This is a genomic window from Acidimicrobiales bacterium (genome assembly GCA_035536915.1).
Taxonomy (GTDB): domain Bacteria; phylum Actinomycetota; class Acidimicrobiia; order Acidimicrobiales; family JAHWLA01; genus JAHWLA01.
On sequence record DATLNE010000009.1, the window covers coordinates 26,932 to 50,062 of the forward strand.

Sequence of the window (23,131 nt, forward strand, 5' to 3'; positions counted from 1 at the left end):
ACCAAGAGCACGGCGTCTTGGGCTCGGCAGCGAGGCGCCTCTACGCTGACGAACGATGAAGTGCCCGGCGTGCGCGACCCAAGTACCGGACGGCGCGCGCTTCTGTCCGTCGTGCGGGCACCTGCTCCACGCCCGGGCCGACGAGCGGCGCATCGTCACCGTCTTGTTCGCCGACTTGGTGGGCTTCACGTCGTTCAGCGAAGGCCGTGACCCCGAGCAGGTGAAGAACCTCGTCGACCGCTGCTTCGAGCGGCTGGTGGGCGACATCAACGCCTTCGGCGGGCGGGTCGACAAGATCGTGGGCGACGCCATCGTGGCCCTGTTCGGGGCGCCGGTGGCCCACGAGGACGACGCCGAGCGCGCCGTGCGCGCTGCCCTGCAGATGCAGCGCACGCTGGCCACAGTGACCGGCGAGCTCGACTCCAAGGTGCAGTTGCGCATCGGCGTGAACACCGGCGAGGTGCTGGTCGGCGCCCTGCGGGCAGGCGGCGACTACACGGCCATGGGCGACGTGGTGAACGTGGCCAGCCGACTGCAGACGCTCGCCGTGCCCGGCCAGGTCGTCGTCGGCCCCGCCACCCGGGCTGCCACCCGCGAGGTGGTGGAGTACGAGTGCCTCGGCGAGGTGCAGGCCCGCGGCCGCGAGGAGTCGATCACCGCGTGGCGGGCCTTGGCTGCGTTGGCGCCGCCCGGTTACCGCCCGCGGCGCACGCCGACCCCGTTGGTCGGTCGCAGCGAGGAGCTCGGCGTCCTGCGCCACACGCTGGCCGCCGCCGTGGGCCGCAGGCGGGCCCACCTGGTGCTGCTCATCGGCGAGGCGGGCATCGGCAAGAGCCGCCTGGCCGAGGAGATGGCGCACGTCGCCCGCGCCGAGAACGGCGCCTTGGTGCTCGAAGGCCGCTGCGTCCCCTACGGCGAAGCCAACGTGTGGTGGCCGGTGGCCGAAGCGGTGCGCCAGGCCTGCGGCATCGAGCCCACCGACCCGGCCGACGTGTCCGCTGACAAGAGCCGCCTCGCCGTGGAACGGGCCACGGGCCTCGACCCCACAAGCGAGGAGGCCTCCCGCCTGGCCGACGGGCTGCTCTACCTGATGGGCGACGAGGACGCACTGCCCAACGTCGACCCCACCCGCGCCGCCGAAGACGCCCGCCGTTCGCTGTTGGCGCTGCTCGAAGCCATGGCTGCCCAGCAGCCGATCATGTTGGTGCTCTCCGAGCTGCACTGGGCCGACAAGCTGGTGCTCGACCTGGTCGACCAACTGCTCGACCGGCTGCGCCACTTGCCGGTAGTGCTGGTGGCCACCGCCCGCCTCGAACTGGAGGACCGGTGGGCGCCCAAGCCCAGCCGCCACAACCTCATCGCCCTCCACCTCGACCCGCTCGACGAACAGGCGGGCCGCGACCTGCTCACCGCGCTGCTGGGCGAAGAGCCGCCCCGCGAGTTGCGCGACGCCCTGTTGGAGCGCAGCGGCGGCAACCCGTTCTTCTTGGAGGAACTGGTGGCGCTGCTCAGCGAAGCGGGGGTGTTGCGGGGCGATGCGTGGCTGAGCGACAGCACCGTGACCACCTCCGAGTTGCCCGCCACCTTGCGAGGACTGGTGGCCGCTCGCCTCGACGCCCTCCCGGCCGACGAACGCAGCGTGCTCGAAGACGCCGCCGTGTTCGGCCGCACGGGGCCGGTTGCCGCGCTGGCCATGCTGGCCGAGACGCGGGGCGTCGACTTTCAGAGCATGCTGCGCGACCTGTCGGCCAAGGACCTGCTTGCTCTCCTCGACGGCGAGTTCGAGTTCCGGTCCGAGCTCGTGCGCGAGGTCGCCTACGAGACGTTGACCAAGGCCGAGCGGGCCCGGCGCCACGCCGCGCTGGCCGAATGGCTGTCGGCCAACGCCCGGGCCACCGGCCGCGAGGACGAGTACCTGGAGCAGTTGGCCCACCACTACGGCGAAGCGGCCGAGCTCGACAAGGAGCTGGGCGGGGTCGACGGGCTCCCCCGCGACGTCTGCGACACCGCCCTCCAAGCAATCGAACGGGCCGCGGTGCGGGCCAAGCAGCGCGACATGCACGCGGTGTCGATCCCCCTGCTCGACCGGGCGCTCCGCCTGCTGCCGCCTGGCCCTGGCCGTCCTATGCGACGCGTCCTGCTGGAGCGGGCGCGGGCGCGCACCCACCTGCACGACCTGGGGGGTGCCCGTGCCGACCTGGCCGAGGTGTTCGCCCAGATCGAAGGCGGCGTCCACCAGCTCTCGCGAGCCAGGGCGTTGACCGTGCAGGGGCAGATCCTGCAGACCGAAGGCGACCTGGCGGGGTCGGCGGCCGCTCTCGACGAGGCCATCGCCGGGTGGCGGGCCTTGGGCGACGCCCGAGGCGAGGCCGAGGCGCTGAGCATGCGAGGCATGACGAGCCTGTTCGCGGGGCAAGCCGAAGAAGCGGAAGCGTCGATCCGCCAAGCGCTCGAAGTGTTCCGCTCGTTGGGCGCCAGTCGCGACGAGGCGTGGGCGCTGTGGAACCTGGCGTGGATCAGCTTCGAAGAGGGTCGCTTGACCGAGGCCGAAGCCCGGCTGGAGAAGTCGGCGGCCACCTTCACCGAAGCGCGCGACTGGGGCGGCTTGGCCTGGGCGCACGGGCTGCTGGGCTTTGTGAAGTACTTCCAAGGCGAACGGCGCGCCGCCGAGGCCATCGCCGAGCGGGTGATGGTCGGCATCGAAGAGCGCGGCGACCGGTGGGCGCACGGCATGGTGCTGGTGCTGCTGGGGGCTGTCCGCTTGTGGGACGGGCGCACCACAGAAGCCATCGACCCCGCTCGCGAAGCGGTGCGGTTGTTCACCGGCATCGCCGACATCCGCGGCCAGGGATTGGCGTACGCCACCTTGAGCCGGGCCTTGGTGGCGGCGGGCCGGGTGCGTGAAGGCGTGGCCGTGCTCGACGAGGCCGACCAAGCGGTCATCGTCAACGACATCACCCTCAACAACGGGTTCGCCCGGGCGGGCGTCGCCAACCACATGGGCGACCCCCAGACGGCGCTGGCCCAGTTGGCCGGGTGGAAGGCAGCCGACGCCGCGCCCGCCGACATGGCGACCAGCGAAGGCAACGCCCTGCACGGGCTCGCCCTCTTGCAGTCGGGCGACGTCGAGGGCGCGCTCGACAGCGCCCGGAAAGCAGTCGACGCCGCACCGGCGCCCGGGTCCAAGGCCGCAGCGCTGGCCCTCGTGGCGCTGGTCTTGGCCGCCGCCCGCCGGCCCACAGAGGCCCTCGAGGCGGCGGAGACAACGCTGTCGATCGAGGTGCACACGTACCTCGACAACGTGTTGTCCTTGGTCGCAACCGCCTGTGCGCTCGTGCAACTGGGCGACGAGCCCGGCGCCCGTGCTGCCTTCGACCAAGCCGAAGCCGTCGTCGACGCCACCGGCGACCGCATCCACCAAGCGGGCGTGCGCCTGGCCCGGGCGCGGGCGCTGGAGGCGTTGGGCGCGGCCGACGCCTGCGAAGCGCTCGACGAGGCCCGGGTGCGACTGGCGCAGCTCGACATCCCCGCGACCGGCTGGGACACGGCGTACCGGCTGGCCGCCGGCGCGTTGGCCCCTCAGGCCTGAAGCGGCAGCAGTTCGGCGGCGGCCTCGCCGATCTCGTCGTCCCACGAGTCGGGCTCGGCCACGGGCACGACGACGAACTTGGAGAAGCCCACCTCGACGAAGCGCTCCAGCAGCGCACGCAGCGCCGGCAGGCCCGCCGGAATCACGTCGGCCGGGTCGGCGTCGGGGCGGCGGCGGCGCAGCGCCTCTACGACGGTATCCGGGAGGTCGTGGCGGGCGTAGGGGACGAGCACGCCCCAGTGCTCGGGGTCGACGGCCCGGCCTGCCTCGGCCGCCGCCTGCTCGATGACGGCCCGTCCGGCGGCGGCGTCAGGGGGCGTGGTGAAGCTGGGCAGCCAGCCGTCGGCCAGGCGGCCGACGCGGCGGAGCTCGCTGGGGGCGCGGCCGCCGAGCCACACGTCGAGCGGTCCCGGTTGCGGGCGGACGGTCACGCCGTCGACCTCTTCTCCGGCCCACAGTCGCCGGAGCGTGGTCAGCGCTTTGTCGAAGAGCGCGGCACGTTCGCCCCGGGCCACGCCGAAGGCCCGCTGCTCGCGCTCATCCGCGATGCCGAGGCCGAAGGCAGGCAGCAGGCGGCCCTGCGAGAGCACGTCGAGGCTGGCCAGTTCTTTGGCCAACACGGCGACGTTGCGCCCGGGCAGGACCAGCACGCTGAAGCCCAGCTTGAGCTTGGCCGTGCGCGCCGCCGCCCAGGTGCAGGCGACGACGGGGTCGAGGGCGTCGCTTGTGATGCGCTCTGACAGCCACAACGAGTCGAAGCCTTCACGTTCGAGGGCAGCCACGAGGGCCGGGAACCGCGTCTCGGGCGAGGCGATCGGTTGGGTGCCGAGGCCGTAGCCGACGCGGACTTTCATCGGGTGCGAGGCTACCGACGTGGAGCGCGACGTGGTGGCCGTGTACGACGAGCGCGGGCCGCAGTGGGCGGCGTTGCGCACCGCGGTGCGAGCCGACGATGCGCGGGCGTTCGGCGCTTCCGTGGTGGGCCTTCGGGCCGATGTCGGGTGCGGGGCGGGTCGGTACCTCGGCGAGTTGGGTGCGCCGGTGGTGGGGTTCGACGCCTCGGCCACCATGCTGCGACTGGCCGGGGAGGCGGTGCCCGGCGCCATGCTCGTGCAAGCCGACCTCGAAGCCCTGCCGTTCCGCGACCGCAGCCTGGCCGGGGCGTGGGCCAACATGGCCTACCTCCACGTGCCGCGGCCGCGCCTGCCGTTGGCGTTGGCCCGACTGCACCTGGCGTTGCGGGTGGGCGCGCCGCTCGACCTGCAGGTGCTGGCAGGCGACTTCGACTGGGACGTGCTGGCCGACGACGACGTGCCCGGCCGCAAGTTCGCCGGGTGGCCCGTCGACCGCCTGGTCGACGTCGTGGTGGGCGCCGGGTTTTCGGTGGAGGCGACGGTGACGGGCGACGGCTGGGTGCGGGTGCGAGCCACGCGGCTGCGCACGCTGCCCGACACGGTGGGGCCGGGCATGCGGGTGCTGATCTGCGGGCTCAACCCCAGCGAGTACTCGGCCGACCGGGGCGTCGGCTTTGCCCGGCGGTCCAACCGGTTCTGGGGCGCCGCCGTGGAGGCGGGGTTGGTGTCGAAGCCGTTCGACACGCTGCACGCACTGACGGTCGACGGCGTGGGCATGACCGACATGGTGAAGCGGGCCACCGTCGCCTCGCGGGAACTGTCGCGCGACGAGTACCGGGAGGGCGCGGCCCGGGTGGAGCGGCTGGTGCAATGGTTGCGGCCCCGAGTGGTGTGCTTCGTGGGGCTGGAAGGGTGGCGGGCGGCGCTCAACCGGTCGGCGGTGGCCGGGTGGCAGCCGCAGGACTTCGGCGGGGTGCCTGCCTATGTCATGCCGTCGACCAGCGGCCTCAATGCCTCGGCGTCGCGCACAGCGCTCGCCGCCCACCTCCGGGCCATCCGCGGCCCAGAATGACACCGTTGTTATTCTCGGCTTCATGGACGGTTGCGGCGGCTGGCTCATCACCCACGACGACGGCATCGTCGAGTGCGTCGAGGTCGACTGCACCGACCTCTCCCCCGCCCGCCACGACTGGCGAGCCACCTGCGCCGAACTCGACGACTCCTGCCTCGACTGCACCGAGCCCGTCGACCACCGCCAGCAACGCGCCGCGTAGCCACCCACGCCGTTCCGGCCTTTCGGCGAGCTTCAGGCGGCGAGGCTGAGCGAGCCCGGTGGTCGGGTGCTTCTGGTGCGGCCCCTTGGGTGGGTGACCACCAAGGTGCCATCCGGTTCGAGCTTCTCGGACCAGCCCGGTTGGTGGCCCAGGTGGTGGTGCCTGCTGCACTTGAGCACCAGGTTGTCCAAGCTCGTCGTGCCGCCGTCATGCCAGGGCACCACATGGTGGGCATCGCACCACTGCGACGGGCGGTCGCAGCCTTCGAACCGGCAGTGCCGATCCCGCAGCACCAGCGCCGACCACAGCGGGGCCGGGATGGTGCGGGTCGACGTGCCGTAGTCGAGGATGGTGGAGCGACCGTCGGTCACCACTCGGTGGACGGCGGCGTCGCACGCCAGCGCCTGCACCGACGCACCGTCGAGCACGCCACCACCGACGAAGCTCCCGGCCTTGCCGGCACGCAGGGCTTCGTAGTCGACCACGACGTTGAGGTGGGGGCGGTGCCTGCCACCGCGCCGACCGCTCTGGTGGTCGAGGAAGAACCTGCAGACGTCGACCAGTGCATCGGCCCTGCGCTGCGACGGCAGCACGTCGGGGTCGTCGACCACCGCCAACCGCAATGCGGTGGCCACCGTTTCGCCGCCCAGCGCGTCGAGTGATCCCATCAGTTCCCATTGGCCGTCCAACGTCTGTGACAGGTGGACGCCCCTCTCGAGCTTCGGCTCGATGTCGAGCATTGCTTTCCACTGCTGCATGGCCAACGCGGTGTCGGCCACCGACAGATCCATCAACGCCGGCACCACTGCACTTTCGTGCTCTGCGAACTCCGGCGTGGCGTTGCGCACGATCGCCTGCACCTGGCCGCCCGACAGCGTGCCTTCGAGCCACGCTCCCGCGGTCATCGGCAGCGAACGGAGTTTCTTTGCCGTGGAGGCAATGCTCTTCGCGCTGCTCGACGTCATGCCTGCGTGGTGTCGAAGCCAGGCCGTCATCGACGTCGCTCCGTCAAGCTCCCACAGACCCTCGGCGTCGAACTCGCCGATCACCCGCGTCACCTTGGCGTTGAGCAGGTCGACCAGCTTCAGCACCTCGGCCAAGGCGACGCCGTCGAGCGGAACGTCCGGTGCTTCGACGGCCTCGCGTAGCGCGGCGATCACGCGCTCATCGTACACACGTTCGATTGCCGCCGCAAGGGAAAATCCCTTGTAAATAAAGGGAATTCTCCCCCTCAACGCCTACCGAGGTACCTGCGCCCAGGGCAGTTCCTTGTCGGTGCGCACGTCGCCGGGCAGGCCCAGCACCCGCTCGCCCAGGATGTTGCGCATGATCTCCGAGGTGCCTCCCTCGATGGAGTTGGCCCGCGACCGCAGGAACGCCTTCTGCAGCGAGTCGGACTCCATCGCCGTGTCGGGCCGCACCATCTCGTAGCTGCCGTAGAGCAAGCCCTCGGCGCCCAGCAGGTTCACGACGAACTCGTAGATGCGCTTGTTGGTCTCGGCGAACGACAGCTTGCCGGTCGAGCCCTCCGGCCCCGGCGTGCCCTTCTGGCGGTTCTGGCCCGCCCGGATGTTCGTGAGCCGGTTGACCTCGGCCTCGATCCACAGCCGCATGAGCTCGTCACGCAGCACCGGGTCGTTGTGCCCCTTCTCCTCCCACACCCGCAGGGCGTCGCCGATGGGGCCGCCACCTCGGGGTGCCGCGCCGCCGCCGATCGACACCCGCTCGTTCATGAGGGTGGTCAGCGCCACCCGCCAGCCCTCCCCCACGTCGCCGAGGCGCTCGGCGTCGGGGATGCGCACGTCGGTGAAGAACACCTCGTTGAACTCGGCCTCGCCGGTGATCTGGCGCAGCGGCTTCACCTCCACGCCCGGGGCGTGCATGTCGACGACGAAGTAGGTCATGCCCTTGTGCTTGGGCTGCTCGGGGTCGGTGCGGGAGACGAGCATCCCCCACCGCGCCACATGCGCCAGGGTGGTCCACACCTTCTGGCCGTTGACGATCCACTCATCGCCGTCACGCACGGCCCGGGTCGACAGGGCAGCCACGTCGGAGCCCGCACCGGGCTCGCTGAACAGCTGGCACCACACCTCTTCGCCGGTGAACAGCGGCCGCAGGTAGCGCCGCTTCTGCTCGTCGGAGCCGTGGGTGACGACGGTCGGCGCGCCCATGCCGTAGCCGATGATGTTGCGGTAGACGGGGTTCGGCGCGCCCGCGGCGAACACGGCGTCGTTGACGACCCGCTGGAGCTTGGGGCTGACGCCGAGGCCGCCGAAGCCCACCGGGAAGTGCACCCATGCCAAGCCGGCATCGAACTGGTAGCCGAGGAACTCGCGGCCCCGCATCGAGCGGGGGTCGTGCTCGGCCAGCAACGCCTCCACGGCGTTGCGCACCAGTTGTTCGTCGTTCTCAACTGCAACCGTCGTCATAGGGCTGAGATTACGGGTCAGGCGGCGCCCACTTCGAACCAGACGGCCTTGCCACCGTCGACGGCGGCCACGCCCCACCGCTCGGCCATCGCCTCCACCAGTTGCAGCCCCCGCCCCGCTTCGGCGTCGACCGGGTGCACCTGGCGCAGCGGAGGACGGGAGCTTCGGTCGTGCACCTCGACGCGCACCACGCCGTCGTCCCAGCGCACCACCACGTCGATCTCGGAGGCGACATGGAGGATGGCGTTGGTGACGAGCTCGTCGGTGCACAACAGCACGGCATCGGTGTCGGCCGGTTCGACGGGCCAGCTGACGAGGACGTCGCGGACGAAGCGGCGGGCCGCGGCGGCACTGGTGGGGTGCGAGCTGAACCGCGTTCGCTCCTCCGTACCGTGCACAGTGCCCTCCCCAACTGCATCGGCAACAACGACGTTAGTCCTCGCTAGGGTCGCCGGCCGATGGTCGCTCTCCGTCTCCTCAGTTTCGCCGTAGGTCTCGCTGTCGTCGTGGGGACGTTGGGGTCCGCCATCCGCACGATGGTGGTCCCGCGGGGGCTGCCGACATTCATCGCCCGGTGGGTGTTCGTGGGCCTGCGCTACGTGTTCCGGGCCTTGAGCGGCCGGGCGCCCGACTACGAACGCACAGACCGGGTGATGGCGATGTATGCACCGCTCAGCCTCATGGCGCTGCCCGTGGTGTGGCTGTCGCTCGTGCTGGGCGGCTACACGCTCATGTACTGGGCGCTCGACGACGGCTCCATGCGAAACGCCTTCCGCCTGAGCGGGTCGTCGTTGCTGACCCTCGGCTTCGAGCGGCCCGGCGACCTGCCCCGGGTGGCGCTGTCGTTCACCCAAGCAGGCATGGGCATCGGCTTGCTGGCGCTGCTGATCACCTATCTGCCCAGCATCTACAGCACGTTCGCCCGGCGCGAGGCTGCCGTGGCCCTGTTGGAGACGAGGGCGGGCTTGCCGCCGTCGGGGCCCAACCTCATCGTGCGCTACCAGCAGATCGGGTGGCCCGGCGGCTACGACGAAGTGTGGAAGAACTGGCAGCAGTGGTTCGCCGAGGTTGAGGAGAGCCACACGTCGATCCCCGCACTGGCGTTCTTCCGTTCGCCCCAGCCCGACCAGTCATGGGTGACGGCGGCGGGCGCCGTGCTCGACGCTGCGTCGTTGGTGGTGTCGACGGTCGACGGCGAACGCGACCCTGAGGCCCAACTGCTGATCCGCTCCGGCTACGTCTCCTTGCGGCGGCTGGCTACCTACTTCGGCTTGGAGTTCGACCCCGACCCGAGGCCCGACGACACCATCTCGGTTACGCGTGTCGAGTTCGACGGGGCCTACGACCGGATGGCCGCAGCCGGGGTGAAGCTGCGCGAGCGCGACCAGGCCTGGCGCGACTTCGCGGGCTGGCGGGTCAACTACGACGCCGTGCTGCTGGGGCTGGCCGGCTACACCATGGCGCCGCCCGCCCCGTGGTCGTCGGACCGGGCCACGCCATGGCAGCACCCGCCGTTCCGTCGCCGTCGCCGCTGATCTCCGCAGGATCTCCGCAACTCCCCGGGGACTCACTGGCACGCGCCTCCTTATCCTGAGATGCGTGGCCCCCCGCACGATCGTGGTCGTGGAAGACGAACGCTCCATTGCCGACGCCGTGGCGGCGCGCCTGCGCAGCGAGGGCTTCCGGGTGGAGGTGGCCGACGACGGTCCGTCCGGCGTGGCGCTGTGCGAACGGCTGCAGCCCGACTTGGTGGTGCTCGACCTGATGCTGCCGGGCTTCGACGGCTTCGAGGTGTGCCGGCGCATCCAGGCCGAGCGGCACACGCCGGTGTTGATGCTGACGGCGCGTGACACCGAGACCGACGTGTTGGCCGGGCTCGGCATCGGTGCCGACGACTACGTGACCAAGCCGTTCTCGCCCCGAGAGCTGGTGGCACGCGTGCACGCCGTGCTGCGACGGGCGGAGCGGGCCGCGGCGGTCGAGCCCGAAGTGGTGCGGGTGGGCGACGTGGAGATCGACGTGCCCGCCCGACGGGTGCGGCGCGGCTCCGACGACGTGCACCTCACGCCGACCGAGTTCGACCTGTTGCACTGCCTGGCGGCGCGGCCGGGCACGGTGTTCACCCGCGAGCGGCTCTTGGCCGAGGTGTGGGGCTACAAGGAAGCGCCGGGGCGCACGGTCGACTCGCACGTGCAGGCCCTGCGGCGGAAGCTGGGCGCCGAGGTCGTGCGCACGGTGCACGGGGTCGGCTATGCGGTGGAGCCCGCATGAGGCCACTCGACCCCCTGTGGTCGATCAAGGTCAAGCTCGGCGCCGTCATTGTCGCCGCGGTGACGGTGACGGTGGTGGCATTGTTCGCCGGGTTCCGAGCCGGGGTGCACCCCATGGTGACGGTGCCCGTGGCTGCCGCCATCGCCCTCGGCATGGTGCAGTTCCTGGCCCGGGGCATGACGTCGCCCTTGCGGGAGATGGCGGGCGCAGCCGCGGCGATGGCCCGCGGCGACTACGACCGTCGGGTCACGGCGACGTCGCGCGACGAAGTGGGTGAACTAGCTCGTGCCTTCAACGCCATGGCGGCCGAGCTGGCCGAGGTCGACCGGGTGCGGCGCGACCTGGTGGCCAACGTCTCGCACGAGTTGCGCACGCCGATCAGCGCCTTGCAGGCCGTGCTCGAGAACATGCTCGACGGCGTCGAGCCTGCCGACCCCGACACGCTGCGCACGATGCTGTCGCAAGTCGAGCGCCTCGGTCGGCTGGTGACGCAGCTGCTCGACCTGTCGCGGCTGGAGTCGGGCGTGGTGCCGCTGCAACGGCGCCGGTTCGAAGTGGCCGACGTGTTGGAGGACGTGGCCATGCTGTCGCGGCTGCACGCGCCGGAGGTAGAAGTGCGGGTGGCGGTGGACGAGGCGCTCAAAGCCGACGGCGACCCCGAGCGGGTGCACCAGGTGGTGGCCAACCTGGTCGAGAACGCCGTGCGCTACTCCCCGCCCGGCGGACGGGTCGACCTGCGGGCGTACGCCGCGCCCGACGGCGTGACGATTGCCGTCGAGGACGAAGGCCCGGGCATCCCCGCCGAGGAGGCGGGCCGGGTCTTCGAACGGTTCTACCGGGTCGACGCCGCCCGGTCGTCGAGCCGGGGCGGTGCCGGGTTGGGCCTGGCCATCGCCCGGTGGATCGTCGACCTGCACGGCGGCGCCATCAGGGCCGAACAACGCATCCCCCACGGCTGCCGCATGGTCGTCGTGCTCCCCGCAGGAGGCCGTTCGTGACCGCAACCCTCGCCGACGAACCCGACGCCCTGCTCGTCGCCGAGCCGCCCGACACCCGGGTGGTGGTGGCCGCTGCCGTTGGTGCGGTCGGGCTCGACATCGCCCTGCGCTCGGGGGTGGCGAGCCTGGGCGGCGCCGTGTGCGTGGTGGCGGTCAGCGCCGCGCTGGCGTGGAGCGGACGCATCCGCAACCCCCACGCCGTCGCCGCCTTGATGATGGCGCCCGTGTTCGGTGTGTTCCTGGCGCTGCGGCAGAGCCCGTGGCTGGTGCTGCTCGACCTCGCCGTGGTGGCGCTGTGCCTGGCGGTGGCGGCGTCGTTCGCCAAGGGCGGCTCGTTGCTCGACGTGGGAGCCCTCGACCTCGCGGTGCGAGCCGGGCGGGCGTTGTTGCACGGCATGGCGGGCGGGCCGTTCGTGGCCGCCGCCGTCCCCCGCAGCGACGGGCGCCATGCGGCCGTGGTACGAGGACTGTTGTTGGCCCTGCCGTTGGTCTTCGTCGTGGGGGCGCTGCTGGCCTCGGCCGACGCCGTGTTCGCCTCGTTCTTCGAGACGTCGTTCGACCCGTCGTCACTGATCACCCACGTGGTGCTGTGGGCCGTGGGCGCGTGGTCGGTGGGGGGCCTCTTGCGACTGGCATCGGCGTCGTCCGGTTCGATGCCGGTTGCCCGCGTGCCCCGGCTGGGCCAGGTGGAGACGTGCGTGGTGTTGGGCGCGCTGGTGGCGCTGTACGCCTCGTTCGCCGTCGCCCAAGTGGTGGCGGCGTCGGAGGGCGGGCGCCGGGTGCTTCGGGTGGCCGGGCTCACCTCTGCCGAGTACGCCCGCAGCGGCTTCTTCCAGCTGCTCGTGGTGGCAGCGCTCACCCTGGTGATCCTGCTGCTGCTCGACAACGGCTCTCGGCCGGTACGGCTGTTGTCGCTCGCGGCGGTGGGGCTGACGCTGGTCATCGTGGCCTCGGCCGTACGGAGGCTGTTCGTCTACGAAGAGGCGTTCGGGCTGACGATGCTGCGGCTGTTCTCGACGGTCTTCGCCGTGTGGGTGGGGGCGGTGTTCGTCTTGTTGGGCGCTCGGCTGCTCGGCGTGGCCGCGGGGCGGCGGTGGCTGCTGGGGGCGGCGACCGCAGTGGGGCTGGCGCTGCTCCTCGTGCTCAACGTCGTCGACGCCGAAGCGGTGGTGGCCCGGCGGAACGTGGCTCGCACCGACTTCGACCCCGGCCACGCCGCGCAGCTGTCGGACGACGCCGTGCCTGCGTTGGTGGAGGGTGGCCGGCGCGACGTGGTGTGCCCGCGGCCGTACCAAATCGGCGAGGCCGACGGGTGGGCAGCGTGGAACCTCAACCGGGAACGGGCCCGGTCGGCGTGCGGTCAGCCCTGACGAAGCTCGGTGAGCTGGCGCACCAGGTCGGCCGACTCCGAGCCCTTGGGGGCGGCGGCCGGGCTGGGCTCGCCGTCGGCCACCGGAGTGACCTTGGCCAAGCAGGCGTCGACGACGACCTTGACTGCTCGGCAGGCGTCGAACTCGGGGAGGCCGAGGCGGGCGGCGACCTCGGTCACCGTGCCACCGGCACCGATGGCGGCGATCGTCTTCCACTCCGCGGCGCTGATCGACAGCGAACCGCCGTCGCCCGCGTCAGGGTCGAGGGCCACGAGGGAGGCCATCGAGGGCACGACCCGCTCGATCTCGCGCCACTCGGCCAGCTTGGTGCGGGCCGCGGCGAGGACCGTCTGCACGTCCTGGGGGGCGCCCAGGTTGGCGGGCATGGCGCCGGACTCGAAGGCAAACTTGCCGTCGACCAGGCGCAGGAGCTCGAAGACGACCGTGGCGGCGTCGTGCTGGTCAGCCAGCTCGGCGCCCACCAGGTGCCCGCCGTCGACCCAGATACGGCCGGCGCGACGGCCACCCTCCACCGCCAGCACACCGGTCTTCTTGGTACCGGCCAGCAGCAGCAGGATGTCGTCAACATTGAACTCGGCCAGCGTGCCGAGAAGCGCCATCTCAACCTCCCGAGGAAGCCCTCCTGGCGATTATCGGCCGGTTGGCCACCGGTCTGGAGTACATAGCGCGCCGTTTGGCGTGGCGCGGCCGACGTTGCCGAAATGGGCGTGCCGGACTCGATCTGAAGTCGCCCCCGGATAGCGTCCGGCGATCCGTGCATGCGTTCGTAGATGAGAGCCGGCGACAGTCTGCCTACTTGTTGGCCGCAGTCGTCGTCGCGCCCGCGCATCTGACCGAGGCCCGCCAGGCTCTTCGGGCAATGCTGCTGCCGGGTCAGCGCCGCCTGCACTTCGTACACGAGCGGGACGAGCGGAGGAAACAGGTTCTCGACACGTTGTGCCGCCGGCCCTTGTCGGTGACGGTCTACCGCTCCCGCCTGGCGCCCCTGCGACGGGAGCCGTCGACTCGCGCTGCGCTACTGGGTGCGCTGGTGGACGACCTCGTGGCCCTCGGTGCACATCGATTGGTGCTCGAAAGCCGCGCCGGTCGCGACGAACTCGATCGCAAGGTGCTGCGGGCTCGCCTGGCCCACCACGCCGTCGTCGATCCCGTCTACGAGCACCTCCTCGGCCACGAGGACCCGCTGTTGTGGGCCGCCGATGCCTTCGCCTGGTCCGCGGGGGCAGGCAAGGAATGGCGGGATCGCTGCGCCGCCGTGCTCACCCTTCGCGACGTGGGCCCCTGACGCGCAAAACCCGGCCGCTCTCCGTCCGGAGAGGGACCGGGCTCCACTTCCTGTCGCTACTGCAACAGACACCTTCAGTATAAGCCGCACCGATTTCGTGGACACCCCGTCCGCGCTCCCTTTCGGCGCCCTATGTACTCGGGACGGAGTGCAGGTCGCGGCGCAGGACGTAGGCGTAGGCCCACACTGCCGCCACCAGCGGGTAGGCGGCGCTGGCGTAGGTGGGCACGGCGACACCCGACGTCAACAGCACCGCGCCGACCACGAGCGGCCGCAGCGCCCGGCGGTGTCGACCGAGGCCGACCGCCACCAGGCACAACACGCTGCCTGCCACGAAGACGGCGGCGATGCCGAAGCTGAGCGTCCGCATCCACCCGGTGGCGTCGGTCACCACCCGGTCCTGCTGGATGCGGAACACGACGAGCCCCGCTGCGAACAGCACGACCGAGGCGATCCCGACGGCCACGCGCAGCACGGGAACCCTCACGCTTTGCACCGTACCGTTCCGTCACACGGTGCGGAGCGCCTCGGTGGGCGACAGGCGGGCCGCTCGGGTGGCGGGGTAGACGCCGGCCACGGCGCCGATGAGCAGGGCGGCCACCACTCCCCCGGCCAAGCCGAGCACGGGGACCACCACCGTCCACCCTCGGGCGCCTGCGTAGGCGCCGGTCACCACCGCCCCCAGCGCCACTCCCGCGGTGCCGCCCAGCAGCGACAGCAGCAGCGACTCGGCCAGGAACTGCGCCGCCACGTGGCGGCGGGTGGCGCCTAGCGCCCGACGCAGCCCGATCTCGGAACGCCGTTCCAACACCGAGATCACCATGACATTGGCGATGCCGACGCCACCCACCAACAGGGCGACGGCGCCGAGGCCGAGGAACAGGGCGGTGAAGGCGCTCTTGGCCGCGGCCCGGGCCTCGATGGCGTCGGACGGCCGGTTCACGTTCACCTCGTCGGACGCCGACGGGTTGGCCGTGCCGGGCAGCACGGCGGCCACGGCGTCGACCTTGTCGGGCGCGGCCCGCACGTAGACGGTCGTGGGGTTGCCGGTGGCGCCCAGGCGTTCCTTGGCCACGGGAAGGCCGACCAGCACAGACCGGTCGACCTCGGGGGCCAACGGGCTGGGCGCCAGGAGGCCGACCACGCTGAACCACTGCTCCCCCAGCCACACCTGCACCCCGGCTTGGGTGATGCCGAGGCGTTCGGCCGCCACGGCGCCGAGCACAACGGCCGGGTATCGCTCGGTGGCGGCGTTGAGCCACACGCCGCGCGCCACCCCGGTCTCCAGGGTGCCCAACAGGTCGAGGGAGGCCGCCCGCACGGCGATGCCGCCGGTCTCCGCCGCGGGCATGCGGTCGGACCGGTACACCTTGGCGTCGAGCGACTCGGTGGACGACACCGACTCCACCGGCCCGATGCGGCCCACCATGGCGGGGGCGTCCTCCGGCAACGAGGCGTCTTGGCCGAACATCGTCTGGCCCGGCGACACCGTGAGCAGGTTGGTGCCCAGCCGGTCGAGCTGTGACAACAGGTCGGCCCGGCTCGACTCGGAGATGCCGAGCACCGACACCATGGCGGCGATGCCGATGGCGATGCCCGCGGCCGACAGCACCGACCGCAGCCGGCGGGTCCGCAGCCCGGCGCTGCCGACCTGCACGAGGTCACGGGGGTGCAGGCGGCTGGGCAACACGACGGCGGTCACGACGCCACGTCCCGCACTACTGTGCCGTCGCGCAGCTCGATGCGGCGGGGCAGGGCGGCGGCCACCTCGCGGTCGTGGGTGATGACCACGATGGTCGACCCCTCTGCGTGCAGTTCCAAGAGCAGGTCGAGGATGGCAGCGCCCGCGGCCGAGTCGAGGTTGCCCGTGGGCTCGTCGGCCAGCACCAGGGCGGGCTGGTGGACGACCGCCCTGGCGATGGCCACCCGCTGCCGCTCCCCACCGGAGAGCTGCGCCGGGCGATGGGTGAGACGTTCGCCGAGGCCAACTCGTTCCAACGCTGCCGTGGCTCGACGTCGTCGCTCCGCAGCGGGCGTGCCCGTGTAGAGCAGGCCCGTGGCCGCGTTGTCGAGTGCCGTCATCCCGTCGAGCAGGAAGAACTGCTGAAAGACGAAGCCGATCTTGCGAGCCCGCAAGCCCGAGAGCTGTCGGTCCGACATGGCCGAGACCGCCTGCCCGGTGACCCGCACCTCGCCTTCGCTGGGCCGGTCGAGGGTGCCGATGATGTGGAGCAAGGTCGACTTGCCCGAGCCCGACGGCCCCACGATGGCCACCATCTCCCCGGCGTCGACCCGCACGTCCACGCCACGCAGCACATCGACTCCTGGGTAGCGCTTGCCCACCCCGTCCAGTTCGAGAACGGCGGTCATGCCGGCACCACCACCCGCAGGCCTTCGGCGACATCGCCGGTGACCTCGACCCAACCGTCGGCGAACAGCCCGGTCTCCACGGCGACGAGCCGGCCGTCGGTCGTCTCGACGGCGTAGCCGCCCTCGGCCAATGCGAGCAGCGCGGCCACCGGCACGGCCAAGACGTTCTCCTTCGAGGCCTGCGTGAGGCGCACGTCGACGGGCGCCTGGTCGTAGTCGCCGGGGTCGTCGAGCGAGACGGTGAGCTTCACCGTGGCCCGCTGCTGCTGGTCGCCCTGCGGCACGGTCGCCACCTTGCCCACGGTGGTGATACGCCCTGCCACCGTGCGGCCGTCGGGCAGCTCGACTTCGACGGCGTCGCCCACCTTCACCATGGTCTGCTTGGTGGCGTCGAGGTCGACGGCGACGAGGCGGGTGGCGGCGGTCGCCTTGAACACCTCGCCGCTCGCCGGGCCGCCCACGCCGGCCACGTGCTCGGCCACCCGCAACGCGCCGGGCCGGAACACGACATCGCCGGCCTCGACCACGCCGTTCTCGGCGACTCCGAGCGCCTTCTCCCACCGCTTCACCGCCGCGGTGGTGGCGCTCGTCCACTCCCCGTCGACCGTGCCCGGGTTGTGGCCCAGCGCCTTGAGGTTCTCCTCCAACTGCTTCACATCGGCCCCGTCGTCGGAGCCCGCAGCCATGCGCCGGTAGGCAGGCACGTCGCCGTAGAGCAGCACCACCGGCACCTCGTCGACCCAGTACAACGGCTTGCCTCGTTCAACCACGTCGCCTTCGCCGGCCAACCGAGTGAGGGTGCCTTGCCGTTGGCCGACGACGGCCGTGGCGTCGCCGAAGCCGATGGTGCCGTCGACCTCCTCGCGTTGCACCAGCGTCTTGCGGCTCACCGTGGCGGTACCGGTGCGCACCGCAGGTTCCTCGGCGTCGGCCCCGTCGCTGCCTGCCTGGAACGCCGCCCATCCGCCGCCCGCCACAGCGAGGGCGGCGAGCACCGCAAGCACCCGCTTCACTTGCCCCGCTCCAGGCCGGGGCGGCCACCGAGCTTGTCGGGCGCCACGCTCTCGCACGCCTTGTGGGCGGCGTCCATCTTGTCCCGGTCGATCTCCTTGATCTCGACGGCCATTCGGCCGCCCTCGCTGGTGGGGTCGGGCATGTCGATGCCCTGCTCGCGCATGCAGCGGGCGAACTTCACCAGCTTGTCCTGCATCTCGGGGTCGTCGAGTCGCGTCCTGCCGCCGCCGAGGCCCTCGATGTGGTGGCGGCAGGCGGCGTCGGCTGCCTTGAGCTTGCCGTCGTCGGGCACCTCCGTCGCCGTGCCGCCCGTGCCGCCGCCGGCGGGGCGCACCATGACCATGCCGTCGCCCGACCCTGCCACCTCGGGGTCGGCCATCTGCACGCCGTGGTCACGCATGCAGCGGGCGAAGTCGAGCCACGCCTTCTCCTTGTCCTTCTCGGGCCCGCCCGCAGCGGCCTGCTTGGTGTTGCCGAGGGAAGCCACGTCGTTGCCGCTGCCGCCGTCGGAGCCGCAGGCCCCTAGCGCCAGCACCGTGAGTGCGATGACCAGTCGTTTCATGGAACCGGTGATACGCCTCGGCCCCGCAAGCCTCCGTAAAGGAACGAGTACCTCGACGCTGCCGCCTTTACCGCCCCTTTACCTCGCCATCGGGCACCATGGCCTCAGTGCGCGTGCTCGTGGTCGAAGACGAAGAGGTGTTGGCCGACGCCATCGCCCGCGGCCTGCGCCGCGAGGGCATGGCCGTCGACGTCGCCTTCGACGGCGGCGCCGCGCTGGAGAAGACGAGCATCAACCGCTACGACGTGGTGGTGCTCGACCGTGACCTGCCCGGCGTGCACGGCGACGAGGTGTGCCAGGCGCTGGCCTCCGAGGGGTCGTCGCGCATCCTCATGCTCACCGCCTCGGGGACGGTCGACGACCGGGTGACCGGGCTGCGCCTGGGTGCCGACGACTACCTGGGCAAGCCGTTCGCCTTCGCCGAACTGGTGGCCCGCATCGAGGCCCTGTCGCGCCGCACCGACACGGCTCGGCCGCCGGTGCTCGAGCGCAACGGCGTGCGCCTCGACCTGGCCCGCCGCGAGGTGACACGCAACGGCGAACCGGTGCGGCTGACGCGCAAGGAGCTAGGCGTGCTGCACGTGCTGCTGGCCGCCGAGGGCGCCGTGGTCAGCGCCGAGGAGCTGTTGGAACGGGCGTGGGACGAACACGTCGACCCCTTCACCAACACCGTGCGGGTCACGGTCATGAACCTGCGGCGCAAGCTGGGCGACCCGCCCGTGGTGGAAACGGTGATCGGTGCCGGGTACCGGATCTGAGCGGCTGCGCCTCACGGTGCGGCTGCGGCTCACGCTGCTGTACGGCTCGCTGTTCCTGGCCGCGGGCGCGCTGTTGCTCAGCGTGAACTACGCCTTGGTGCGCCGCAGCCTGCCCGACGTGGAGCGAGCCCTGCCCGCGCACCGCGTCATCGTGGGCGGCCCCCACGCCATCGGCCCCGCTCCCGGCGACATCCTCATGGCCGACGGGGTGCCCGTGAAGCAGTTCATCGAGGAGTTCCCGGCCCAGGTGCGCAAGAACACCCTCGACCAACTGCTCACGCAATCGGTGCTGGCGTTGGGGTTGATGGGCGTGCTGGCGGTGGCCTTGGGGTGGCTCATGGCCGGGCGGGTGCTGCGGCCGTTGCACGAGATCACCGCTACGGCGCGGCGGCTGTCGCAAGAAAACCTGCACGAGCGCATCGGCTTGGGCGGCCCCCAGGACGAGCTGCGAGAACTGGCCGACACCTTCGACGCCATGCTCGGACGGCTCGACGCCGCCTTCGAGAGCCAGCGCCGGTTCGTGGCCGACGCCTCGCACGAACTGCGCACGCCCTTGTCGATCATCCGCACCGAGGTCGACGTGGCCTTGCGCGACCCCACTGCTTCCGTCGAGCAGTTTCGGGCCATGGGCGAGAACGTGCGCGACGCCACCGAACGCACCGAGCGGCTGCTCGACAGCCTGCTGGTGTTGGCCCGCAGCGAGCGGGGCATCGAGGCCCGTGAACGGGTCGACCTGGCCGCTGAAGTGACGGCCGCCCTGGCGGCGACGGGCGTCGAGGCGCAGCGCTCGCTGGCGCCTGCGGTGGTGTCGGGCGACCCCGCCTTGTTGGGCAGGCTGGTCGGCAACCTGGTGGAGAACGCCGCTCGGCACGGCCGGGGCGGCGTGGTGGTGTCGACGGGCGTGGACGGCGGGGAGGTGGTGGTGCGGGTGGCCAACGGCGGCGAGGTGATCGACCCGGAGGTGGTGCCTTCGTTGTTCGAACCCTTCCGCCGACTGGAGCGCACCCGGTCGGTCCGCGGCGTGGGGCTGGGCCTGTCGATCGTGCGCTCGGTGGCGAACGCGCACGGGGGCACCGTGCGCGCCGAGGCCCGTCCCGAAGGCGGCCTGGCCGTGGAAGTGCGGCTGCCCGCTGCTAGTCGGCCATGAGGGGCGGCGCGGCGCGGGTGGTGAAGCCCAGTGTCCACGACTCGTCGGTCACCCCGTCGATGACCAGCCGCCACGTGTAACGCGAGGCAGGCGCCAAAGGCAACGGGCCGAGGTTGAAGGCCAGCGGCAGGTCGATGGGGCTGCCTTCTGGCACCTCGGCGGGGCGGCCCACCTGGAAGTCGCCCCGGATCTCGATGGGCTGCTTTGTGCCGTCGGGCGCGCCGATTGTCACCTCACGGCCGTCGGCGTCCACCAGGAAGAGCTCCCAGTGGTGGGCCTGGTCGGCGTCGCTCCACGGGACCTCGAGCTTCACGGCGATGGCCGAGGGGGTGGGCTCGGGCCCGGTCAGGCTCCAGCCGCCGCCGAGGATGAACAGCTTCCCGTCGGCGACCTGGGCCGCGTCGCACAACAGCATGGTGACCTTCACGGCGGCGAACCCTAGTAGCGCTGTGCATGACACGATGAGCCGATGCGCTCTGTGCCCCGTGGCGTCGTCGCCCTGCTGGTGGCCGCCCTCGTCTTCCTCGGGGGCGCCGTCGGCTACACACTCGGCAAGGGGCGGGCGCCGGGCGAGTCGTCGGCCGACGTGCGCTTCCTGCAGGACATGATCCTCCACCACGAACAAGCGGTGCGCATCGCCACCACCGCGGTGGCGAGCGCTCCCGACCCGTCGGTGCAGCACTTCGCCCGCGAGGTCGTCATCTTCCAGCAGTACGAGATCGGCTTGATGGAGGGCTACCTCCAGCGGTGGGACCAACCTCGGGTGCCTGACCGCGACACGGTCATGGAGTGGATGGGCCACGAAGTGCCCGCGGCAGAGATGCCCGGCCTGGCCACCGACGCCGCGCTGGGCGACTACGAACGGGCCACAGGCCGCGACGTCGACGCCGGGTTCCTGCGGATGATGACCGTGCACCACCGGGGCGGCGTCCACATGGCCGAGGCCGCGTTGCGCCACGTCGACGACGAGTTCGTACGCGACATGGCCCGGCGCATGGCCACCAACCAGCGCACGGAGATCGCCGAGTACCAGCAGCTGGCGCAGCGCCTGGGGATCGGGTTGCCGTGAGCCCGCCGATCGTCTTCGTGCACGGCGGGCTGCTCGACGAGTCCATGTGGGACGGCGTGGTGGCGGCCCTCGACGGCTTCGACTGCACCTGCATCCGTCGTCGCACCCGACACGACAACCCCGACTGGGCGGCGTACTCCTACGAGGCCGAGTACGAAGACGTGGCCCGCGTGCTCGACGAGGTGGGACCGCCGCGGTTCCTGGTCGGCTATTCCTCGGGTGCCATCGTGGCCTTGGGGGCGGCGTGGCATTTTGGTGTGGACCGGCTGGCACTGTTCGAGCCGCCCCTGCCGGTGAAGGGCCCCGTGCTCGGCCCGCACCTGGCCGAAGCGGAGCGCCTGCTGGCGGCGGGCGACGTGGCCGGCGCCGTACGCGTCGGGTTGGTGGAAGGGGTGCGGGTCCCGCCCGAGGTGGCCGATCGAATGGTGGCCGACCCTCGCGTCGTGGCCGCGGGCGAGGCGTGGGTGCACGAGTTCGCCGAGATCGACGGGCTGCCCGCCGACATCGGCCGCTACGCGAGCGTCGAGTGCCCCGTGTTGCTGTTGGAGACGAGCGAGACGCAGCAACACCATCGCGACGCCGTGCACGCGCTGGCCGGGGTGCTGCCGGACAACGAGGTGGTGACACTCCAGGGGCTCGACCACGGCGCCGCCCGCACCGCACCGGCGCGCCTCGCCGCCGAGTTGCGACGGTTCTTCGCGGGGTAGCGCCCGTCACTGCTACACCCGCGACGACGGGCAGAAGTCGTTGAGCACGCAGTCCTCGCAGCGCGGCTTGCGGGCCACGCACACCCGGCGGCCGTGCAGGATCATGCGCAGCGAGAAGGCGCCCCGTTCGGCCGCGGGCACCATGGTGTTGAGGTCGAGCTCGGCCTTCACCGGGTCGTCGGCGGCGGTGAGGCCGAGCCGGATCGACAGCCGTCCCACATGGGTGTCGACGGGCAGGCCGGGCAGGGCGAAGGCCACGCTGCGCACCACGTTTGCCGTCTTGCGCCCCACCCCGGGAAGGGTGACGAGGTCTTCCAGGCGAACGGGCACCTCGCCGCCGAAGCGTTCGTCGAGGGCAGCAGCGAGGCCCATGATGCTCTTGGTCTTGGCCCGGAAGAACCCGGTCGGGAAGATGAGCTTCTCCACGTCCTCGGGGTCGGCGGCGGCCAAGTCGGCGGCGGTCGGGTAGCGGGCGAACAGCGCGGGCGTCACCGAGTTCACTCGTTCGTCGGTGGTCTGGGCCGACAACACGGTGGCGACGAGCAGTTGGTACGGGCTCTCGTGGCGCAGCGCGCAGAGCTCTGTGGCGGTGCCCGGGTACTCCCCGGTCAGCCGCCGCAACGTCTCACGGGCCCGCCCCTTCGGGGTCCGGGGTCGTGCCATTGCGGCGCTAGACGACGCCGACGCCGACGGCGTTGCCGACGAGGAACGCCACCCCGGCCGCCGCCGCTGCGAAGCCAAGCTGCCGACCGGCCAGCCGCACGACGGGGCGCCCGGTGAACGTCGCCAGCGCGGCGCCGACGGCCAGCGCGGACAGGGCACCGATCACGACGGAGGCCAACATGGCGCCGGTGCCACCGGCGAAGAACCACGGGACGAGCGGCAGCACGGCGCCACCGGCGAAGGCCACGAACGACGACAGCGCGGCATGCACGGGCGAGCCCAGTTCGTCGGGGTCGATGCCGAGCTCCTCGCGAGCGTGCGTCTCCAGGGCCAACTCGGGATTGCGGTGCATCTCGGTGGCCAGGTCCTCGGCCAGGGTGGGGTCGATTCCGCGGCTGCGGTAGATCTGGGCCAGTTCCCGGCGTTCGTTCTCCGGCCTGCGGGTGATCTCGATGCGCTCGAGGTCGAGCTCGCGTTCGAGCAGTTCCCGTTGGGCTTTCATCGACACGTACTCGCCGCTGGCCATGGAGAAGGCACCGCCGACCAGCCCGGCCAGGCCCGCCAAGCGCACCACGCCCGGCGAGGTGTTGGCCCCGGCCACGCCGAGGATGAGCGAGACGTTCGAGACCAGGCCGTCGCTGACGCCGAAGACGGCCGCCCGAGCGGCGCCGCCTTGGACCTTGCGGTGGTGGTGCTCATGCGTCGGTTGCGTGGGATGCACGGTCCTCGACCCTACCCGGCCGCCCTACC

General features: G+C 71.6%; 25 protein-coding genes. 12 read left to right on the top strand and 13 right to left on the bottom strand.

Translation table 11 applies throughout. From position 1 onward, the window contains the following. Nucleotides 1-55: 55 nt before the first annotated feature. Entirely contained in the window at nucleotides 56-3,589 is a 3,534-nt protein-coding gene (locus tag VM938_02235) for an adenylate/guanylate cyclase domain-containing protein (GenBank protein ID HVF73842.1), read from the top strand. Here the strand turns inward: VM938_02235 and VM938_02240 are convergent. Then, complete coding sequence (locus tag VM938_02240) at nucleotides 3,580-4,443, bottom strand: LLM class flavin-dependent oxidoreductase (GenBank protein ID HVF73843.1); 864 nt, start codon at nucleotides 4,441-4,443, stop codon at nucleotides 3,580-3,582. The genes VM938_02235 and VM938_02240 overlap by 10 nt on opposite strands. Before the next feature lie 19 nt (nucleotides 4,444-4,462). On the opposite strand from VM938_02240, the gene VM938_02245 reads away from it, so the two are divergent. Beyond that, complete coding sequence (locus tag VM938_02245) at nucleotides 4,463-5,515, top strand: uracil-DNA glycosylase family protein (protein ID HVF73844.1); 1,053 nt, start codon at nucleotides 4,463-4,465, stop codon at nucleotides 5,513-5,515. 22 nt (nucleotides 5,516-5,537) lie between these two features. Further along, nucleotides 5,538-5,717 carry a hypothetical protein gene (locus tag VM938_02250; GenBank protein ID HVF73845.1) on the top strand — a complete coding sequence of 60 codons (180 nt, stop codon included), beginning with the start codon at nucleotides 5,538-5,540 and terminating at the stop codon, nucleotides 5,715-5,717. 32 nt (nucleotides 5,718-5,749) lie between these two features. Here the strand turns inward: VM938_02250 and VM938_02255 are convergent, their stop codons facing one another. The 3 genes from VM938_02255 to VM938_02265 all read right to left on the bottom strand — a co-directional run bounded on the left by VM938_02255 (nucleotide 5,750) and on the right by VM938_02265 (nucleotide 8,544). Beyond that, nucleotides 5,750-6,877, bottom strand: a complete 1,128-nt coding sequence (locus VM938_02255) for a DUF222 domain-containing protein (GenBank protein HVF73846.1) — start codon at nucleotides 6,875-6,877, stop codon at nucleotides 5,750-5,752. Between the two features lie 78 nt (nucleotides 6,878-6,955). Further along, nucleotides 6,956-8,146 carry an acyl-CoA dehydrogenase family protein gene (locus VM938_02260; GenBank protein ID HVF73847.1) on the bottom strand — a complete coding sequence of 397 codons (1,191 nt, stop codon included), beginning with the start codon at nucleotides 8,144-8,146 and terminating at the stop codon, nucleotides 6,956-6,958. A 17-nt stretch (nucleotides 8,147-8,163) separates the two neighbouring features. Beyond that, nucleotides 8,164-8,544, bottom strand: coding sequence for an ATP-binding protein (locus VM938_02265; protein HVF73848.1), 381 nt, complete (start codon nucleotides 8,542-8,544; stop codon nucleotides 8,164-8,166). Nucleotides 8,545-8,604: 60 nt separating this feature from the next. On the opposite strand from VM938_02265, the gene VM938_02270 reads away from it, so the two are divergent. The 4 genes from VM938_02270 to VM938_02285 all read left to right on the top strand — a co-directional run bounded on the left by VM938_02270 (nucleotide 8,605) and on the right by VM938_02285 (nucleotide 12,785). After that, nucleotides 8,605-9,681 carry a hypothetical protein gene (locus VM938_02270; protein HVF73849.1) on the top strand — a complete coding sequence of 359 codons (1,077 nt, stop codon included), beginning with the start codon at nucleotides 8,605-8,607 and terminating at the stop codon, nucleotides 9,679-9,681. Between the two features lie 64 nt (nucleotides 9,682-9,745). Further along, nucleotides 9,746-10,417, top strand: a complete 672-nt coding sequence (locus VM938_02275) for a response regulator transcription factor (protein HVF73850.1) — start codon at nucleotides 9,746-9,748, stop codon at nucleotides 10,415-10,417. Further along, on the top strand, nucleotides 10,414-11,415 hold the full coding sequence (locus tag VM938_02280) for an ATP-binding protein (GenBank protein HVF73851.1): 1,002 nt from the start codon (nucleotides 10,414-10,416) through the stop codon (nucleotides 11,413-11,415). The genes VM938_02275 and VM938_02280 overlap by 4 nt, the downstream gene beginning before the upstream one ends. Further along, nucleotides 11,412-12,785, top strand: coding sequence for a DUF4173 domain-containing protein (locus tag VM938_02285; GenBank protein HVF73852.1), 1,374 nt, complete (start codon nucleotides 11,412-11,414; stop codon nucleotides 12,783-12,785). Before VM938_02280 ends, VM938_02285 begins: the two co-directional genes overlap by 4 nt. Here the strand turns inward: VM938_02285 and VM938_02290 are convergent. Then, nucleotides 12,776-13,405 (bottom strand): DUF4388 domain-containing protein, encoded by a 630-nt coding sequence (locus tag VM938_02290; protein HVF73853.1) that lies wholly within the window; start codon nucleotides 13,403-13,405, stop codon nucleotides 12,776-12,778. The genes VM938_02285 and VM938_02290 overlap by 10 nt on opposite strands. 260 nt (nucleotides 13,406-13,665) lie before the next feature. Here VM938_02290 and VM938_02295 point away from each other — a divergent pair, with 260 nt between their 5' ends. After that, on the top strand, nucleotides 13,666-14,091 hold the full coding sequence (locus tag VM938_02295) for a hypothetical protein (GenBank protein HVF73854.1): 426 nt from the start codon (nucleotides 13,666-13,668) through the stop codon (nucleotides 14,089-14,091). A gap of 130 nt (nucleotides 14,092-14,221) precedes the next feature. Here VM938_02295 and VM938_02300 read toward each other — a convergent pair whose 3' ends face one another. From VM938_02300 to VM938_02320, 5 genes are read right to left on the bottom strand one after another with little or no spacing between them, the layout of a single operon-like run. After that, on the bottom strand, nucleotides 14,222-14,578 hold the full coding sequence (locus VM938_02300; protein HVF73855.1) for a hypothetical protein: 357 nt from the start codon (nucleotides 14,576-14,578) through the stop codon (nucleotides 14,222-14,224). 21 nt (nucleotides 14,579-14,599) lie between these two features. After that, the gene (locus VM938_02305; GenBank protein HVF73856.1) at nucleotides 14,600-15,793 is read right to left on the bottom strand and encodes an ABC transporter permease; all 1,194 of its coding nucleotides are present in this window, start codon (nucleotides 15,791-15,793) and stop codon (nucleotides 14,600-14,602) included. Further along, nucleotides 15,790-16,461 (bottom strand): ABC transporter ATP-binding protein, encoded by a 672-nt coding sequence (locus tag VM938_02310; GenBank protein HVF73857.1) that lies wholly within the window; start codon nucleotides 16,459-16,461, stop codon nucleotides 15,790-15,792. Before VM938_02310 ends, VM938_02305 begins: the two co-directional genes overlap by 4 nt. After that, the gene (locus VM938_02315) at nucleotides 16,458-17,474 is read right to left on the bottom strand and encodes a peptidoglycan-binding domain-containing protein (protein ID HVF73858.1); all 1,017 of its coding nucleotides are present in this window, start codon (nucleotides 17,472-17,474) and stop codon (nucleotides 16,458-16,460) included. Before VM938_02315 ends, VM938_02310 begins: the two co-directional genes overlap by 4 nt. Beyond that, nucleotides 17,471-18,037, bottom strand: coding sequence for a hypothetical protein (locus VM938_02320; protein HVF73859.1), 567 nt, complete (start codon nucleotides 18,035-18,037; stop codon nucleotides 17,471-17,473). Before VM938_02320 ends, VM938_02315 begins: the two co-directional genes overlap by 4 nt. Nucleotides 18,038-18,135: 98 nt before the next feature. Here VM938_02320 and VM938_02325 point away from each other — a divergent pair, with 98 nt between their 5' ends. Both VM938_02325 and VM938_02330 read left to right on the top strand, forming a co-directional pair. Further along, entirely contained in the window at nucleotides 18,136-18,795 is a 660-nt protein-coding gene (locus tag VM938_02325; protein HVF73860.1) for a response regulator transcription factor, read from the top strand. Then, nucleotides 18,776-19,942, top strand: coding sequence for an ATP-binding protein (locus VM938_02330; GenBank protein HVF73861.1), 1,167 nt, complete (start codon nucleotides 18,776-18,778; stop codon nucleotides 19,940-19,942). Before VM938_02325 ends, VM938_02330 begins: the two co-directional genes overlap by 20 nt. Here the strand turns inward: VM938_02330 and VM938_02335 are convergent. Next, nucleotides 19,929-20,369, bottom strand: a complete 441-nt coding sequence (locus VM938_02335) for a hypothetical protein (protein ID HVF73862.1) — start codon at nucleotides 20,367-20,369, stop codon at nucleotides 19,929-19,931. The two genes, VM938_02330 and VM938_02335, sit on opposite strands and share 14 nt — an antisense overlap. 42 nt (nucleotides 20,370-20,411) lie before the next feature. Between VM938_02335 and VM938_02340 the strand changes: the two genes are divergently transcribed. Next, nucleotides 20,412-21,011, top strand: a complete 600-nt coding sequence (locus tag VM938_02340) for a DUF305 domain-containing protein (GenBank protein ID HVF73863.1) — start codon at nucleotides 20,412-20,414, stop codon at nucleotides 21,009-21,011. Then, nucleotides 21,008-21,718, top strand: a complete 711-nt coding sequence (locus VM938_02345; GenBank protein ID HVF73864.1) for an alpha/beta hydrolase — start codon at nucleotides 21,008-21,010, stop codon at nucleotides 21,716-21,718. Before VM938_02340 ends, VM938_02345 begins: the two co-directional genes overlap by 4 nt. Nucleotides 21,719-21,730: 12 nt before the next feature. Here VM938_02345 and nth read toward each other — a convergent pair whose 3' ends face one another. Together nth and VM938_02355 are read right to left on the bottom strand one after the other, a co-directional pair. Then, on the bottom strand, nucleotides 21,731-22,381 hold the full coding sequence (gene nth / locus VM938_02350) for an endonuclease III (GenBank protein HVF73865.1): 651 nt from the start codon (nucleotides 22,379-22,381) through the stop codon (nucleotides 21,731-21,733). Between the two features lie 7 nt (nucleotides 22,382-22,388). Further along, nucleotides 22,389-23,102, bottom strand: coding sequence for a VIT1/CCC1 transporter family protein (locus tag VM938_02355; protein ID HVF73866.1), 714 nt, complete (start codon nucleotides 23,100-23,102; stop codon nucleotides 22,389-22,391). Nucleotides 23,103-23,131 lie beyond the last annotated feature (29 nt).